Origin of the sequence: Aequorivita sinensis, assembly GCF_006346335.1 — a bacterium.
Lineage (GTDB): Bacteria > Bacteroidota > Bacteroidia > Flavobacteriales > Flavobacteriaceae > Aequorivita > Aequorivita sinensis.
Map to the genome: position 1 here is coordinate 1 of NZ_VDMC01000007.1, position 14,514 is coordinate 14,514.

General features: G+C 34.6%; 13 protein-coding genes. 3 read left to right on the top strand and 10 right to left on the bottom strand.

Annotation, left to right across the window (positions count from 1 at the left end):
• Positions 1 to 85: 85 nt before the first annotated feature.
• The 4 genes from FHP04_RS08865 to surE form a co-directional block, all read right to left on the bottom strand.
• Positions 86 to 979: a hypothetical protein gene (locus FHP04_RS08865; RefSeq protein WP_139855744.1), complete on the bottom strand. Its 894-nt coding sequence runs from the start codon at positions 977 to 979 to the stop codon at positions 86 to 88.
• An 82-nt stretch (positions 980 to 1,061) separates the two neighbouring features.
• Positions 1,062 to 1,517 (bottom strand): pantetheine-phosphate adenylyltransferase, encoded by a 456-nt coding sequence (gene coaD, locus FHP04_RS08870; protein WP_139855745.1) that lies wholly within the window; start codon positions 1,515 to 1,517, stop codon positions 1,062 to 1,064.
• A gap of 69 nt (positions 1,518 to 1,586) precedes the next feature.
• Positions 1,587 to 1,874, bottom strand: coding sequence for a hypothetical protein (locus FHP04_RS08875; protein ID WP_139855746.1), 288 nt, complete (start codon positions 1,872 to 1,874; stop codon positions 1,587 to 1,589).
• Positions 1,875 to 1,942: 68 nt separating this feature from the next.
• Positions 1,943 to 2,722: a 5'/3'-nucleotidase SurE gene (gene surE, locus FHP04_RS08880; RefSeq protein ID WP_139855747.1), complete on the bottom strand. Its 780-nt coding sequence runs from the start codon at positions 2,720 to 2,722 to the stop codon at positions 1,943 to 1,945.
• 170 nt (positions 2,723 to 2,892) lie between these two features.
• Here surE and FHP04_RS08885 point away from each other — a divergent pair, with 170 nt between their 5' ends.
• From FHP04_RS08885 to FHP04_RS08895, 3 genes are all read left to right on the top strand, one after another.
• Complete coding sequence (locus FHP04_RS08885) at positions 2,893 to 5,103, top strand: carboxy terminal-processing peptidase (RefSeq protein WP_139855748.1); 2,211 nt, start codon at positions 2,893 to 2,895, stop codon at positions 5,101 to 5,103.
• 105 nt (positions 5,104 to 5,208) lie between these two features.
• Positions 5,209 to 6,312 (top strand): ABC transporter permease, encoded by a 1,104-nt coding sequence (locus tag FHP04_RS08890; RefSeq protein ID WP_139855749.1) that lies wholly within the window; start codon positions 5,209 to 5,211, stop codon positions 6,310 to 6,312.
• Positions 6,313 to 6,392: 80 nt separating this feature from the next.
• Positions 6,393 to 7,208 carry a DNA/RNA non-specific endonuclease gene (locus FHP04_RS08895; RefSeq protein ID WP_139855750.1) on the top strand — a complete coding sequence of 272 codons (816 nt, stop codon included), beginning with the start codon at positions 6,393 to 6,395 and terminating at the stop codon, positions 7,206 to 7,208.
• A 47-nt stretch (positions 7,209 to 7,255) separates the two neighbouring features.
• Here FHP04_RS08895 and rodA read toward each other — a convergent pair whose 3' ends face one another.
• From rodA to purH, 6 genes are all read right to left on the bottom strand, one after another.
• Positions 7,256 to 8,512 (bottom strand): rod shape-determining protein RodA, encoded by a 1,257-nt coding sequence (gene rodA / locus FHP04_RS08900; protein WP_139855751.1) that lies wholly within the window; start codon positions 8,510 to 8,512, stop codon positions 7,256 to 7,258.
• Positions 8,512 to 10,380 (bottom strand): penicillin-binding protein 2, encoded by a 1,869-nt coding sequence (mrdA, locus tag FHP04_RS08905; RefSeq protein ID WP_139855752.1) that lies wholly within the window; start codon positions 10,378 to 10,380, stop codon positions 8,512 to 8,514. The genes rodA and mrdA overlap by 1 nt, the downstream gene beginning before the upstream one ends.
• The gene (mreD, locus tag FHP04_RS08910) at positions 10,377 to 10,886 is read right to left on the bottom strand and encodes a rod shape-determining protein MreD (RefSeq protein WP_139855753.1); all 510 of its coding nucleotides are present in this window, start codon (positions 10,884 to 10,886) and stop codon (positions 10,377 to 10,379) included. Before mreD ends, mrdA begins: the two co-directional genes overlap by 4 nt.
• On the bottom strand, positions 10,876 to 11,703 hold the full coding sequence (mreC, locus tag FHP04_RS08915) for a rod shape-determining protein MreC (RefSeq protein ID WP_139855754.1): 828 nt from the start codon (positions 11,701 to 11,703) through the stop codon (positions 10,876 to 10,878). Before mreC ends, mreD begins: the two co-directional genes overlap by 11 nt.
• A gap of 89 nt (positions 11,704 to 11,792) precedes the next feature.
• Positions 11,793 to 12,821, bottom strand: a complete 1,029-nt coding sequence (locus tag FHP04_RS08920) for a rod shape-determining protein (protein ID WP_139855755.1) — start codon at positions 12,819 to 12,821, stop codon at positions 11,793 to 11,795.
• A gap of 65 nt (positions 12,822 to 12,886) precedes the next feature.
• Positions 12,887 to 14,419 (bottom strand): bifunctional phosphoribosylaminoimidazolecarboxamide formyltransferase/IMP cyclohydrolase, encoded by a 1,533-nt coding sequence (gene purH / locus FHP04_RS08925; RefSeq protein ID WP_139855756.1) that lies wholly within the window; start codon positions 14,417 to 14,419, stop codon positions 12,887 to 12,889.
• Positions 14,420 to 14,514: the final 95 nt, after the last annotated feature.

Below are 14,514 nucleotides of genomic sequence, written 5' to 3' on the forward strand. Positions count from 1 at the left end.
AATTCAGGCAGGATAAGTTTCAGTAGGTCTAGATAATTGTCCAAAGCTTTGTTTTAAAAAACAAAAATCAGAATTCTATTTCAATTCACACACAACTTTTGAGAATGATCCTTGGATATTCTATAAAATCTATTACTAAACCGACATAACCCTCTGTCAAATTATCCACAATAATATCTGCACTCACTACTACATTTGAACAATTGCTAAAGTTGGTTATATCATAATACTTATACCAATATCCTACAGCATCAGGATTATTACTTCCAGTGTTTGATATTCCAAGGGCATAAGGGGGAGAGGTTGCATGATTTTCATCAATAAAAAAAGTATATGAATTATTAGTGCTATACTCTGTATCAGATTCCCATCCATCTATAGAATTATCAAAAGTATCAATCTCCAAGGTTTCACTGTAATATTTTTCACCAGCCCAATCTGGTTCCGTCGTAATACCAGAAGCAAGTTGGTTTAAATAATATGTTTTTTGATCACTTTGATATTTGTTATAAACTCTGTAATTATCGGCAACTTCTGAAGAACACATAATTGAGGTGGGTGAGCCGTTTGGGAATAAAGAGTAGGTATGGCCCTTGCTCATTAGTGCATGACCTAATTCATGGTAGATCAAGTTTTCGTGCTCTGTGTGGTTTTTTGATAACCAGCATCCATTGTTTTTAATTACTTCTACAGTAGCTATCCCATTTAAATTTGGGTAACCATATGCACAAAATTGAGTGCTATTGGGAGCAGAAAGCTCATTTACAAAAATTGCAGATAGCGGCCTATTCCTATAGTCTATGCCACGTTCTTCCATTTCGATATAAAAACTCTCTACGAAGGGTTTTAGTTCAGGCTCTATAAATGCTACAGGGTTTTGATTGGTGGAGGTAGAAGAAGATAGTCCTGTATCATCCTTATTACAGGATAATATTAGCATTGCTATTAAAGAATAATATAGAATTCGATAGCCAATCATTTTAGCTAAATTGATTCTATAAGGTATTGAAAATAAGTTGTATATGCAAAAATAAAATGATTAAACTTATCTAATTAAGCAATTAATTTTTTTTAACTGAATTCGGTACTAAATGTTGGTATTCGCCATCATTTCGCATAATATCTCTTACTATTGTAGATGAGATATTAGAAACCTCAGGAGAGCAGATTAAAAATATAGTTTCAACATTCGCCATTTGGTAATTGGTTTGAGCTATTGGCTGCTCGTAATTTAAATCGGTAGTATTTCGCAAACCACGAACAATAAATTGAGCACCCTTCTCTATACAGTATTTAGCTGTTAAACCAGAGTAACTTTCAACGCTTACCTTTTCTTCATATTTAAAGATGTCTTCAATAAACTTCAAGCGTTCTTCCAAAGTAAACATTGTTTTTTTATCGGCATTAACACCAATAGCAATAATTATTTCATCAAATAGGGGTAGTGCACGATTAATAATGTCTAAGTGTCCAAGTGTAATAGGGTCGAAAGTTCCAGGAAATACTGCACGTCTCATTCTTTTGTATTTTAATTTTAGGTTATTGAATTACTAAGTTAATGAGTTAAAGAAAAACTAGCTATAATTTTATAGAAACTTTGTATATAAGATTACTAATGCGGCAATTACTGTTGCCATAACAACTCCTCTTGCTCTATAAACTTGGTTTTTCTTAAGGTAAATAAAGAAAACTATTAAATTTAAAACGGCTCCTAAGGCTATTAAACTACCTAGAAAATCATTGGCTAATGCAGCTTTGATTGTATCTTCAATTTCTAAATCAGAAAAAAAGAAGATATATAGATAGGTTCCTGCAACATTTGCCAGTAAGCCTATTATTAGTCCTATTAAAATTTCTTTTACGTGTGGTTTCATTCGTTGTGTATAAATATTATAACAATTGTATTATCACTAATTATCTAGTGTTTTACATCCAATAAATCTTACTGTAAATCCCAAGAATTAATTACCTTAATAGCATGGTGGGCTGTTAAATCGTATTGAACCGGTACAATTGAAACATACCCATTTTCTAAAGCCCATTCATCTGTATCTTGGCCCTTATCTTGATTAACAAATTCACCAGAAAGCCAATAGTAATCCCTCCCTAGGGGATTAGTCCGTTTGTCGAATTTTTCTTGCCAATAGGCATTTGCTTGACGGCAAACTTTCATCCCTTTTATTTCAGAAGAATTAAGCTTTGGGATATTAACATTTAAAACCACTCCATTAGGAAGTCCGTTTTTAAGCGTTTGTTCAGCAATGGCTTTTACAACTTTTTTTGAGGCTTCAAAATTAGCTTCTAACGAATAATCTAAAAGAGAAAAACCAATAGACGGAATTCCGGTAGTTCCAGCTTCAACCGCTGCGCTCATAGTGCCACTGTATATAACATTGATAGACGAATTGCTTCCGTGGTTAATACCACTAACGCATAAATCAGGTTTTCGATCTAAAATTTCATTTACTGCAATTTTTACACAGTCTACAGGAGTACCGCTACAGCTATACTCTTCTTGTGGCTCGTCTTTATTTATATTTATACGATTACAGTACAAAGCGTCGTTTATGGTAATAGCGTGTCCCATTCCACTTTGTGGAGAATCTGGTGCAACCACACAAACGTCCCCTAATGTGTTCATAACCTCAATTAATGCTCTTATGCCAGGAGCGTTAATTCCGTCGTCATTGGTTACTAAAATAAGTGGTCTTTTGTTTGTCATTCTTTAAAATTTTGAAGACACAAAAGTACATTTATTAAATTTGAAATAAGAATCCTTGTTTCTCAATCAATAATGGCTGTTTAACAAAATATTAGTAGCAAAATAGTTTAATGGCACGGTTTTTTGTATAATTTAGACACTCTTAAATCAACACCCTTACTATGCGGATAATGAAGAAGAATTTTAAAGTTTTATTTTTGGCAGTTTTTGTTTCTGTAGCTTCTTGCAGTTTCACAACTAAAGAATTTGAAAACCCGGATAAAGATAAATTATTACTCGATCTTATAACTTATGTTCTTGAAAAAGGACACTATGACCCAAAGGCTATCGACGATGCTTTTTCGGCTGATGTTTTTGAAAATTTCATTAAAGGCCTTGATCCTTTAAAAAGATACTTTTTAGCTTCAGATATTGAAGAGTTTAGTAAGTACAAAACTGAAATTGACGACCAAATAAAGAATAAAGATTTATCTTTTTTCAATTTAGTATATAATCGCTTCCAAGAACGAATGGAAGATGTGAAGAAAATCTACCCTGAAGTTTTAGACAAGCCCTTCAATTTTGAGGAAAAAGAAACTATTAATGTAGATTACGATAATATCGAATATGCTACGTCAACCAAAGCTTTAAAGGCTCGTTGGGAACAGCAATTAAAGTTTACAACACTTTCTAGCTATTACGACTATGTTGAAGAGCAAAAAACTAAACAAAAAGCTTTAGATAAAACCGATATCGATGATAATGCTGAAGTGGAAGATAATGATGACGAAAATGAAGAAAAGTCGAGTAAAACTTCTGAAGAGCCATTTGAGCCAAAGTCTATGACTGAGCTAGAGCAAAAGGCTCGAGAAACTGCCAAGACATCATTAGATGAATATTTCGATTTCACAAAAGATCTTGTGCGTAAAGATTATTTTGCAATTTATCTAAATACTATTGTTGAAGAGTTTGACCCACATAGCAACTATTTCGCACCGCCAGATAAGGATCGTTTCGACCTTCAAATGTCTGGAAAACTAGAAGGAATTGGGGCTAGACTTCAAAAGAAAAACGATTATATAACGGTAATTGAGGTAATAAGTGGAGGACCAGCTTGGAGAAGTGAACAAATTGAAGTTGGTGATGCTATCCTTAAAGTAAAGCAAGAAGGAGAAAATGAATCGGTAAGCATAGTTGGTATGCGTATAGATGATGCTGTAAAACTAATTAAAGGTCCAAAAGGAACTAAAGTTACACTTACAGTAAAGAATGTTGATGGAACTATTTCAGATAAAGTTATTACTCGCGATGTAGTTGAACTTGAAGAAACGTATGCTAAATCTTCATATATAGAAAATAACGGTCGCAAATTCGGACTTATAAATTTACCTCAGTTTTATTTCGACATGGAGAACTATAAAGAGCGCAATGCTGCCTCCGATGTTAAAAAAGAAATTCTACGTTTAAAAGAACAAGGAATGGAAGGGCTTGTGTTAGACCTTCGAAATAACGGTGGTGGATCACTGAGAACTGCTGTGGATATTGCTGGGTTATTTATTAAGAAAGGACCAATTGTTCAGGTTTCTTCAGCAGGTAAAAAAGAGGTTTTAGAAGATGAAAGCAACGAAATTGTTTGGGACGGACCTTTAGTAATTTTAGTAAATGAACTCTCTGCATCAGCCTCAGAAATTTTAGCTGCTGCTATGCAGGATTATAAAAGAGCTATTGTAATTGGTAGCAAACAAACATACGGAAAAGGTACTGTGCAAAATGTTGTAGATTTAAACCAATGGGTTAGAAACAATGATATAGGAGACTTAGGAGCTATTAAAATTACATCACAAAAATTCTACCGAGTTAATGGTGGTTCAACACAGTTAGAAGGTGTAAATAGTGATGTTGTAATGCCAGATCGTTACAGTTATATCGATATAGGGGAGCGAGATTACCCAAATCCACTACCTTATGATAAAATTGATGCAGCTAAGTATGATATTTGGGATGGCTATATTGGTTTTCAAGAAACCATTGATAACAGTAAAGCTAGAATGGCTAAAAATGAGCAGTTGCAACTAATAGATGAAAATGCGAAGTGGATTAAAGAGCGCAGAGATGAAAAGGAAGTAAACCTTAACTTTAATGATTATACTGCCGAAATTGAAAAACGTAAAGAAATAAGTAAACGTTTTGAGGCAATTGATAAGTATGACAATAAGCTAACTTTTAAATCTTTGCCTTATGAAGTTGAATTGATGAAACAAGATACAACGCTTTCAGAAAAACGTAAGAGATGGCATAAAAGCTTAAGTAAAGATATTTATGTTGAAGAAGCTATCCACGTGTTAGAAGACTTAAAACTTAATAATATAAAAGCTAAAAAAGTAGCGGATATTAAAAACTAGTACTTTCGAGTATTTCTAGAAGGCAGATTTAAAACCTACAAGATTTCAAAAACCTTGTAGGTTTTTTTATGGCTATTCACCTAAAATTTTCAGTAAATTTGAAACGTGAAAAACTCAACCTCATTAACACAAATAGCGCTTCAGAAGTTTAAAAAGAACTTCTGGGGCGTTTTCAGTTTGGGGTTTTTAATGGTTTGTGTATTAGTGGCCATATTCGCTTACGCATTGGCGCCGGATAATTCACAAAATGCAAATCAGATGCACTTATCAATTCATTCTAAAAACCCTGGGTTTTCGGTACAAATGCTTACAATTCCTGTTGCCATAGAAGATCAAAACCCAATCTCGGTTTTCTTTTTTGGTGAAAAGAATGCAAATACTGAAATTCCTATTTCAAATTATTCATTAAAGTCTAATACTATCGAGATAACCGAATATACTCCTGAGGGCACTGATGGACTTCAAAAGGAATATTCAGTATCGCTTTTTCCTGATGTTTCTTCAGTGAAGGAAATTCCTAACAAATACATGTCAGAAAAGAAATTCTATCTCGGAACAGATAAATATGGCCGTGATCTGTTAAGCCGAATGTTAATTGGAATCCGAATCTCGCTTGCCATAGGGTTTGTAGCGGTCTTTATTTCCTTGGTAATTGGGATTACAATGGGCGCAATTGCTGGGTATTTTGGAGGGAAAGTGGATGCAGCAATTATGTGGGTAATTAACGTTACTTGGTCTATTCCAACGTTACTATTAGTGATAGCTATCACCTTAGCTCTTGGTAAAGGTTTTTGGCAGGTTTTTATCGCTGTAGGGCTCACAATGTGGGTAGAAGTTGCAAGAGTGGTTAGAGGGCAGGTAATGGGTGTGAAACAGATGCAATACGTAACTGCTGCTCGAGCTCTTGGTTTTAATGACTTTAGAATTATAGTAAAACATATTTTGCCTAATAGTATGGCGCCAGTTATTATAATTTCGGCAGCCAATTTTGCGGGAGCAATCTTAATAGAAAGTGGCCTTTCGTTTTTAGGGATAGGTGCTCAGCCGCCAATGCCAAGCTGGGGAGGAATCATAAAAGATCACTACGCATATATTATTTTAGGAAAACCTTATTTAGCCTTAATTCCTGGCCTTGCAATTATGAGTTTGGTTACGGCTTTTATGCTAATCGGGAATGCTTTAAGAGATGCTATGGATGTGAGAAATTAATGTTATTCATTAAATCTTAAACTCATAGAATAAACACTTCAAACTTTTAAAGATTATAAGTTAATAGTATTTTTGACCCTATGAATCGAAAATACATTTATCCTTTAGTTATTATTATTCTTACCGTTGTATTGTACTATTCAGACGATATCTTTGATGGGAATAATAATATTATTTCAGAAACATCAACACAAGTTGTTAGAAATTCAAAAGAATTTGATGACTCATTTCTTCCAGAATCTACTACTGGAGCTATAGTAAGACACAATTATTTCACACTTTCCTATTCTGAAGATCATGAACAGGCAGAATGGGCTGCTTATGAACTTAGTAAAAGCGATTTATCTAGAAATGAATTTAAAAGACCTTATTTTGAAATTGACAATAAGGTGTCAACAAAATCTGCAGACTGGCGCAATTACAAAAACTCTGGTTATGATCGCGGGCATTTAGTACCTGCTGGTGATAGAAAAATATCTTTTGAAGCTTATAATGAAACTTTTTTAACCAGTAATGTTAGTCCTCAAAACCGTGAATTTAATGCTGGAATTTGGAATCGTTTAGAACAAAAGGTTAGGTATTGGGCAAATAAATACGACGGAGTTTATGTGGTAACTGGAGGTGTTTTAAATGGAAACATGGAAACTATTGGGTATGAAAATGTTTCTGTGCCTAATGAGTTTTTTAAAATTGTTGTAGATGTTACAGATGGCAATCATAAAGCTATAGCTTTTTTGATTCCCAACGAACCTAGTAGTAAGTCTTTTTATGAATATGTAGTTTCTATAGACGAAATAGAAGCTAAAACGGGTATAGATTTTTTTCCTGCCTTGCCTGATTCAATCGAAGATAAAATGGAAAGTATGATTGACTTAAAAGTTTGGGGAAAGAAGTAGCTAAAAAAGTTTTCGGTTAGCAGAAAATACTAAATTTCAGCTCTGTGTTAGGTGTAGTAATAGTTGGCTGCATCTAGCTTTACAAATATAAAAAGTAAGATAGTAAAGCCCCATAGTCCAGATCCTCCGTAACTAAAGAAGGGGAGTGGAATACCAACGGTTGGAAATATACCAGTAACCATCCCTATATTCACAAAAAAGTGAAGAAAGATAATTGCTGCTACACTATAGCCATAAACCCTCCCGAATTGATTTTTCTGTTTTTCAGCTTTATAAATAATTCTGAGAATGAGGCCAATAAATAGGAGGACTACAATCATACTTCCTACAAATCCCCACTCTTCACCAACCGTACTAAAAATGTAGTCGGTATGCTGTTCAGGTACAAAATTTCCTTTCGTTTGTGTGCCTTGTGTCCAGCCTTTTCCTAACCATCCACCATTCGAAATTGCAATTTCACTTTGGTTTGTATTGTAGCCAATTCCTCGTGAATCAACTTCTTTACCAAGAACTATATTAAAACGGTCTCTATGGTGTTGTTTAAATACATTGTTGAAGATATAGCTCACTGAAAATGCAAACCCAATACAAGCAACAACAATCATTATATATTTTAAAACATTGGGGCGTTTTTTTCTATTTCTGTAATAAACTATTCCAGCAATAAGTAAAACCGCTACTGCCGCCCAAACTGCTCCAAACGCAAGTGTAGAAACAAAAATAACGGTGGCAAAAAGTCCTAGTAATAAATAAACTCCGTGTAATCCTTCTCTGTATAATGGAAATACAAATGCAGCATACACCAATACACTTCCAGGGTCTGGTTGTAGTATAATGAGTATAACAGGAAGAGCTAGAATAATAAATGCACTTATTTGGTGCTTTAACTCTTGCATATTGGTTTGAATGTCACTTACGTATTTCGCAAGTGCTAGACCAGTAGCTGCTTTGGCAAATTCACTGGGTTGAATGCTGAAACCACCAAAGTCATACCAAGCAGTTGTTCCAGCTATAGTACGGCCAAACACAAAGAGCCCTGCAAGGGAAAGTAAGGAGACTAAATAAATAATACTTGCGTAATTTTCGTAAAATTTTGATTCTATTGCTAATATGAAAATGATAAGTATAAAACTTAATCCTATCCAAATCATTTGTTTGCCGTAAATCTGCTTAAAATCAAAATATCCCTGAGCAGAATCACTGAGCGATGCGGAGTAAATATTAATCCAGCCCATAGAAACTAAGGCGATGAAAATAAAAATCATCAACCAGTCAAATTTCATATATGATTTAGCTGCAGACATTATCTATTAATTGTAAAAGGTTTTCCGCTATGTGGCTTAGCATATTCATCTTCTAGACTACCTTCTAGGATAAATTTCTCCATATCCTTTCTAGTTATTTCACCTTTAATGTATTTTTCAATCATTAAACCAGCGATTCTACCTGCCCAACGAGAACCCCAATATCCGTTTTCTACAAATACTGCTAAAGCTATTTTAGGATTATCTTTTGGTGCAAAGGCCACAAAAATGGAGTGGTCGGTAAGTTGTACGCGTTTTCCATCGATTCTGGTAAAGTTTTCGGCTGTACCTGTTTTACCGCATATTTCAATTCCTGGTATTCTAAGATAAGATGCAGTTCCCGATTCGTAAACTTGATACATTCCTTCAACCACAGGTTCAAAATGCTTAGGGTCGATGGTTGTATGGTGTTTTTCTTTGAATTTTTGTGGAATGGTATCAGTTCCAATTATGTTTTTAATTACGTGGGGAGTATAATACCATCCTCGGTTTGCAATGGCAGCTGTAAAGTTTGCCATTTGAATTGGTGTTAAGTTAATTTCACCTTGACCAATAGAGTTTGAAATGGTAGCAGTTGAAAACCATCTGTATTTTGGGAAATTATAAAAGCGATTATAAAATTTAGAATCTGGAATAAGTCCTCTCTTTCCACTTGGTAGGTCGTATCCTAAGAAGTTACCAAGTCCGAAACTCGCTAAATGTTCTTTCCATTTATCGGTACCTTCTTGAATGGTAGAGTAATTATCAACAGATCTGCGGTATAGCGTTGCAAAGTAAGTGTTACAAGATTTTGCAATACCATAAACCATACTTGTGGCGCCGTGAGCCCCGTGACATTTCATCAAACGTCTTCCATTGTAATAGTACCCTCCAGGACAGTTTATTCGGTCGTCTTCTGTGGTTACATTTTCTTGAAGTGCAATAAGTGCGGTTAATGCTTTAAAGGGAGATCCTGGTGGGTATTCACCCATTAAACCTCTATCGTATAAAGGCTTTGCAATGGTATCATACCACAGTTTTGTAAAGTTTTTCGATCTGTCCCTTCCTACCAATAGCGATGGATCGTAACTTGGCGCTGTAACAAGGGCAAGGATTTCACCAGTACTTGGTTCGATAGCAACTATACCACCTCTTTTGTTAACCATTAACTTTTCTCCATACTCCTGAAGTACTGCATCTATAGTAAGTTGTATATCCTTACCTCTTTCTGGAATTGTGTCGAATACTCCGTCTTTATAAGGCCCAATATCTCTGTTAAAGCGATCTCTTTGTATGTATTTTACTCCTTTTACGCCGCGTAAAACTTCCTCGTATTCTTTTTCAACACCAGCGGTTCCAATTAGTTCCCCCATTTGGTAATAGGGATTCTTTTTAATAATTGCGTTGTTTACTTCAGCAATATATCCTAGAACGTTAGCAGAGTGTTTTACTTGATAGTCGCGAAGGGAACGACGCTGAATGTAAAAGCCTTCATACTTGTACATTTTTTCTGAAAGTGAAGCATAGTCGGCTTTGTTTAGTTGTGGGACCACTACTGAAGGTAACCTCGGAGAGTAAATTTCAGCCTTACGTAACACTTCTTTAAAATCTTCTTTAGAAATTTTTAAAAGTTTACAAAACTCCAAAGTGTCTAATGGCTTCACATCTCTAGGGATAACCATGACATCATACGAAGGTTGATTGGAAACTAAGAGGTTTTCATTACGATCAAATATATACCCGCGTTGCGGATAGTCATACATCACTTTAATAGCGCTATTTTGCTCAAGAGATTCTGGAGAAGAATCTAACACTTGCAGATAAAAAAGCCTAGCCGTGAAAAGTACACCACTTAATATAACTAATGCTATAAGTACAACTTTTCTCATTTCGATTTTCTATTGAACAAAATCATTGTACACATTGTCAAGACTATTGTGAATATTCCTGAAAATAACGTAGATTTTAATAACAATGGTATATGTTTAAAACTAAATATTTCTAGTGAAAACATAACAAAATGATGCATTAATACTAATGAAGTGATATAAGTAATTTTTTCTGTTGTATCTGCTTTTTTAATTTTTACAGATTTGTATTCGTAGCTTACCCCAAATGAATACTTTAAAACAAACGGACGAATGTATGCGATAAACGCCGATGCAGCCGCGTGAACACCACCTGAATCTTCAAAAATATCGATAGAAAGGCCTAAAAGGAAGCTTAAAAAAATTAGTAGGCTTTTATTACCATCAAGAGGGAATAGTAGTATAAAATAGATATAAAGAAATGGATTGATGTAACCGCCTAAATTAATATTATTAAGCAGTAGCACTTGTATAAAAACAAGCACTATAAACCGTACTATATTAATTAATATATCGTTACTCTGCATCTTCCACTCTTTTTTCTAGCTCATTGATCTCTATTGCATCATTATTTTTGATTAAAAATACGTGCTCAAGACTAGTCATATCATTAAATAAATCGATGTTTACGTAATAATAATTATCGTCATTGTCTAGGTGAAAATCCTTCACGGTTCCAATTAGTACACCTTCGGGAAAAATAGTTGATCGCCCACCTGTGATGATTGTATCTCCCTTTTCAATATCTGCAATTCTTGGGATATCAATCAACTGGGCTATGTTTGGGTCTTTTGTATTCCAGATAAGTGATCCAAAATGGCTAGATTTTTTCAATTTAGCGTTAATTCTACTTTTGGTGTTTAATATAGATTGAACAGTAGAATAGTTGTTTGATACATCGCTTACAATCCCAACAATCCCTTTTGAAGAAATAACGCCATAATCTCTTTTAATGCTATCTCTTCTACCTTTATCTAAGGTAAGTTGGTTTTTAGTTTTCGAATAGTTATTGTTGATTACTCGAGCAGAATAATACTCAAATTTGTTGATGATATTACCGCTATCTAAAGTAGGAGCTAAGTTCAATTCATTGTATTGACTTAGTTTTTTACGGAGCATTAAATTCTCTTGTAATAAATCTTCGTTTTCCTTAGCTAGCGTAAAGTAATCTGTAATATTATTTCTCACAGTATAGACACCACCAGTTACAACGTTTGCGGAACTTATAAATTTGTTGTTGTGGTAATTGTGAGATTGAATCGTTAAAGCAAGAGCAATAATAAACAATACAGCAAATAACAGGAAGTTTTTATTCCGTATAAAGAAAAATATTATTTGCTGCATTGCTTAATAGGGTTAAAATATTCTGCTTTCTAATGGTAGCAACGCCATAAACAGTATGCTATTGTTTTTGATTAATCGCTTTTAGGAAATTATTTTATAAGTACGCTTTTGTATTTACTAAGATTCTTCAAGCATATTCCTGTGCCACGAACTACTGCGCGTAAAGGATCTTCAGCGATATAAACTGGTAAATCAGTTTTTTGTGAAAGTCTTTTATCTAATCCGCGTAGCATTGAACCACCACCTGCAAGGTAAATACCGGTGTTGTAAATGTCGGCAGCAAGTTCTGGAGGAGTTTGTGATAATGTCTCCATTACAGCGTCTTCTATACGTAGAATAGACTTGTCTAATGCTTTTGCAATTTCTCTATATGAAGTTTGTACTTGTTTTGGTTTTCCAGTTAACAAATCACGTCCTTGAACGTCCATTTCGTCTGGTGGAAGCTCAAGATCTTCAGTTGCAGCACCAATTTGAATTTTTATCTTTTCAGCAGTGCGTTCACCTACATAAAGGTTATGCTGAGTTCGCATATAATAAACGATATCGTTTGTAAATACGTCACCTGCAATTTTAACAGACTTGTCGCAAACAATACCACCAAGGGCAATAACTGCAATTTCTGTTGTACCACCTCCTATATCCACAACCATGTTTCCTTTTGGTTGCATAATATCAACACCAATACCAATTGCGGCAGCCATAGGTTCGTGGATCAAGTAAACTTCTTTTCCGTTTACTCTTTCGGCACTTTCTTTTACCGCACGCATTTCCACTTCAGTAATACCACTTGGAATACAGACAACCATACGCAATGAAGGTTTAATCCATCTCTTTTTTAGAGCAGGAATATCACTGATAAACATGTTTATCATCTTTTCACTCGCGTCAAAATCTGCAATTACACCATCTTTTAACGGACGAATAGTCTTGATGTTTTCGTGAGTTTTCCCCTGCATCATAGCGGCTTCACGACCTACCGCAATTATTTTTCCAGTAGTACGATCGCGGGCTACTATAGATGGCGCATCCACAACTACTTTGTCATTATGAATTATCAGTGTGTTCGCGGTACCAAGGTCAATGGCTATTTCTTCAGTTAGGAAGTCAAAAAATCCCATAGTTTTTAATTAGCGGTGTTGAATATTAAGCTGTTGTAATTTATATTAACAAAAGTAATGATTTTTTAATGCTTAAAATGACGTGTTCCGGTAAATACCATTGCCATAATATGCTCGTTGCAATAATCAATACTTAGTTGATCTTTAATAGAACCTCCAGGCTGAATTACTGCAGTAATACCTGCATTGTCTGCAATCTCCACACAATCAGGGAAAGGGAAAAATGCGTCACTTGCCATTACAGCTCCTTCAAGTTCAAAGTTAAACGACTTTGCTTTGTCAATTGCCTGTCTAAGTGCATCTACGCGGCTTGTTTGTCCGGTTCCACTAGCGCAAAGTTGTTTTCCTTTTGCCAAGACAATTGTATTACTCTTAGTGTGCTTGCATATTTTAGAAGCAAACAACAAGTCTTCTAACTCAGATGAACTAGGTTTATTGTTAGTTGAATGTGTTAAAATATCAGCAGTATCGGTAATATTATCTTTATCTTGAACTAAAACTCCGTTCAAACAAGTTCTTACAGTTTTTGAAGGTAGTTCAATTTCTTTTTGAATTAATAGAATTCTATTCTTTTTTCCTTCTAAAATTTCTTGAGCCTGTTTTGAGTAAGAAGGAGCAATTACTACTTCACAAAAAAGACTGTGAATTTCATTAGCTGTAGCTTCGTCAATTTCAACATTACTGATTAAAATTCCTCCGAAAGCTGAAACAGGATCACCTGCCAATGCATCTAAATAAGCTTCTTTTACAGTGTCACGTTGTGCAATTCCACAAGCGTTGTTATGTTTAAGAATAGCAAAAGTTGGTGCTTCGCCTTTAAATTCGTTCATTAGGTTTACTGCGGCATCAACATCCAGAAGGTTGTTGTAGCTCAATTCCTTACCGTGAAGTTTAGTAAACATTTCGTCAAAATCTCCGAAGAAGAATCCTTTTTGGTGTGGGTTTTCGCCGTAACGTAACTCCTGACCTTTAGTTTCACTTATCTTAAACGCTGGTAAGTTTTCTTCTGAATTGAAGTAATTAAAAATAGCAGTGTCGTAATTAGAAGAAACATTAAATGATTTTGCAGCAAAACGCTTGCGATCTTTAAGTGAAATTTCTCCGTCGTTTGCTGAAATTAATTCTAAAAACTCAGCGTAATCATCAACTGAAGAAACACAAATAGTGTCTTTAAAGTTTTTAGCTGCGGCACGAATTAACGAAATACCACCTATGTCAATTTTTTCAATAATATCTTCCTCTGACGCTCCAGAAGCAACAGTTTTTTCAAAAGGGTATAAATCGACAATTACAGCATCCAACTGTGGAATGTTGAATTTTTCCATTTCCGCAACGTCACTCTCGTTATCTTGTCGGTTTAAAATTCCTCCAAAAACTTTTGGGTGTAATGTTTTTACACGACCACCTAGAATTGATGGATAATCGGTAATGTTTTCAACGGCAATTACATCGATGCCTAAATCGTTTATGAATTTTTCGGTGCCTCCTGTTGAGTAAATTTTTACATTTTGTTCATGCAATTTTTTTACGATAGGAGCTAGTCCTTCTTTGCTAAAAACAGAGATTAAAGCTGACTTGATTTTCTTGGAATTGTTCATTGCTAAAAATTAAGGTGCAAAAGTACATAATTGAATAGTAAATTTGTAACATATACAATGAGAAAACGTCTTACATTTAATAAATTTATCAACCA

Bases quoted from the DNA above. Each gene is read 5' to 3' on its own strand.
- FHP04_RS08865 (WP_139855744.1), bottom strand. From the start codon at position 979: ATGATTGGCTATCGAATTCTATATTATTCTTTAATAGCAATGCTAATA.
- coaD (WP_139855745.1), bottom strand. From the start codon at position 1,517: ATGAGACGTGCAGTATTTCCTGGAACTTTCGACCCTATTACACTTGGA.
- FHP04_RS08875 (WP_139855746.1), bottom strand. From the start codon at position 1,874: ATGAAACCACACGTAAAAGAAATTTTAATAGGACTAATAATAGGCTTA.
- surE (WP_139855747.1), bottom strand. From the start codon at position 2,722: ATGACAAACAAAAGACCACTTATTTTAGTAACCAATGACGACGGAATT.
- FHP04_RS08885 (WP_139855748.1), top strand. From the start codon at position 2,893: ATGAAGAAGAATTTTAAAGTTTTATTTTTGGCAGTTTTTGTTTCTGTA.
- FHP04_RS08895 (WP_139855750.1), top strand. From the start codon at position 6,393: ATGAATCGAAAATACATTTATCCTTTAGTTATTATTATTCTTACCGTT.
- rodA (WP_139855751.1), bottom strand. From the start codon at position 8,512: ATGTCTGCAGCTAAATCATATATGAAATTTGACTGGTTGATGATTTTT.
- mrdA (WP_139855752.1), bottom strand. From the start codon at position 10,380: ATGAGAAAAGTTGTACTTATAGCATTAGTTATATTAAGTGGTGTACTT.
- mreD (WP_139855753.1), bottom strand. From the start codon at position 10,886: ATGCAGAGTAACGATATATTAATTAATATAGTACGGTTTATAGTGCTT.
- mreC (WP_139855754.1), bottom strand. From the start codon at position 11,703: ATGCAGCAAATAATATTTTTCTTTATACGGAATAAAAACTTCCTGTTA.
- FHP04_RS08920 (WP_139855755.1), bottom strand. From the start codon at position 12,821: ATGGGATTTTTTGACTTCCTAACTGAAGAAATAGCCATTGACCTTGGT.
- purH (WP_139855756.1), bottom strand. From the start codon at position 14,419: ATGAACAATTCCAAGAAAATCAAGTCAGCTTTAATCTCTGTTTTTAGC.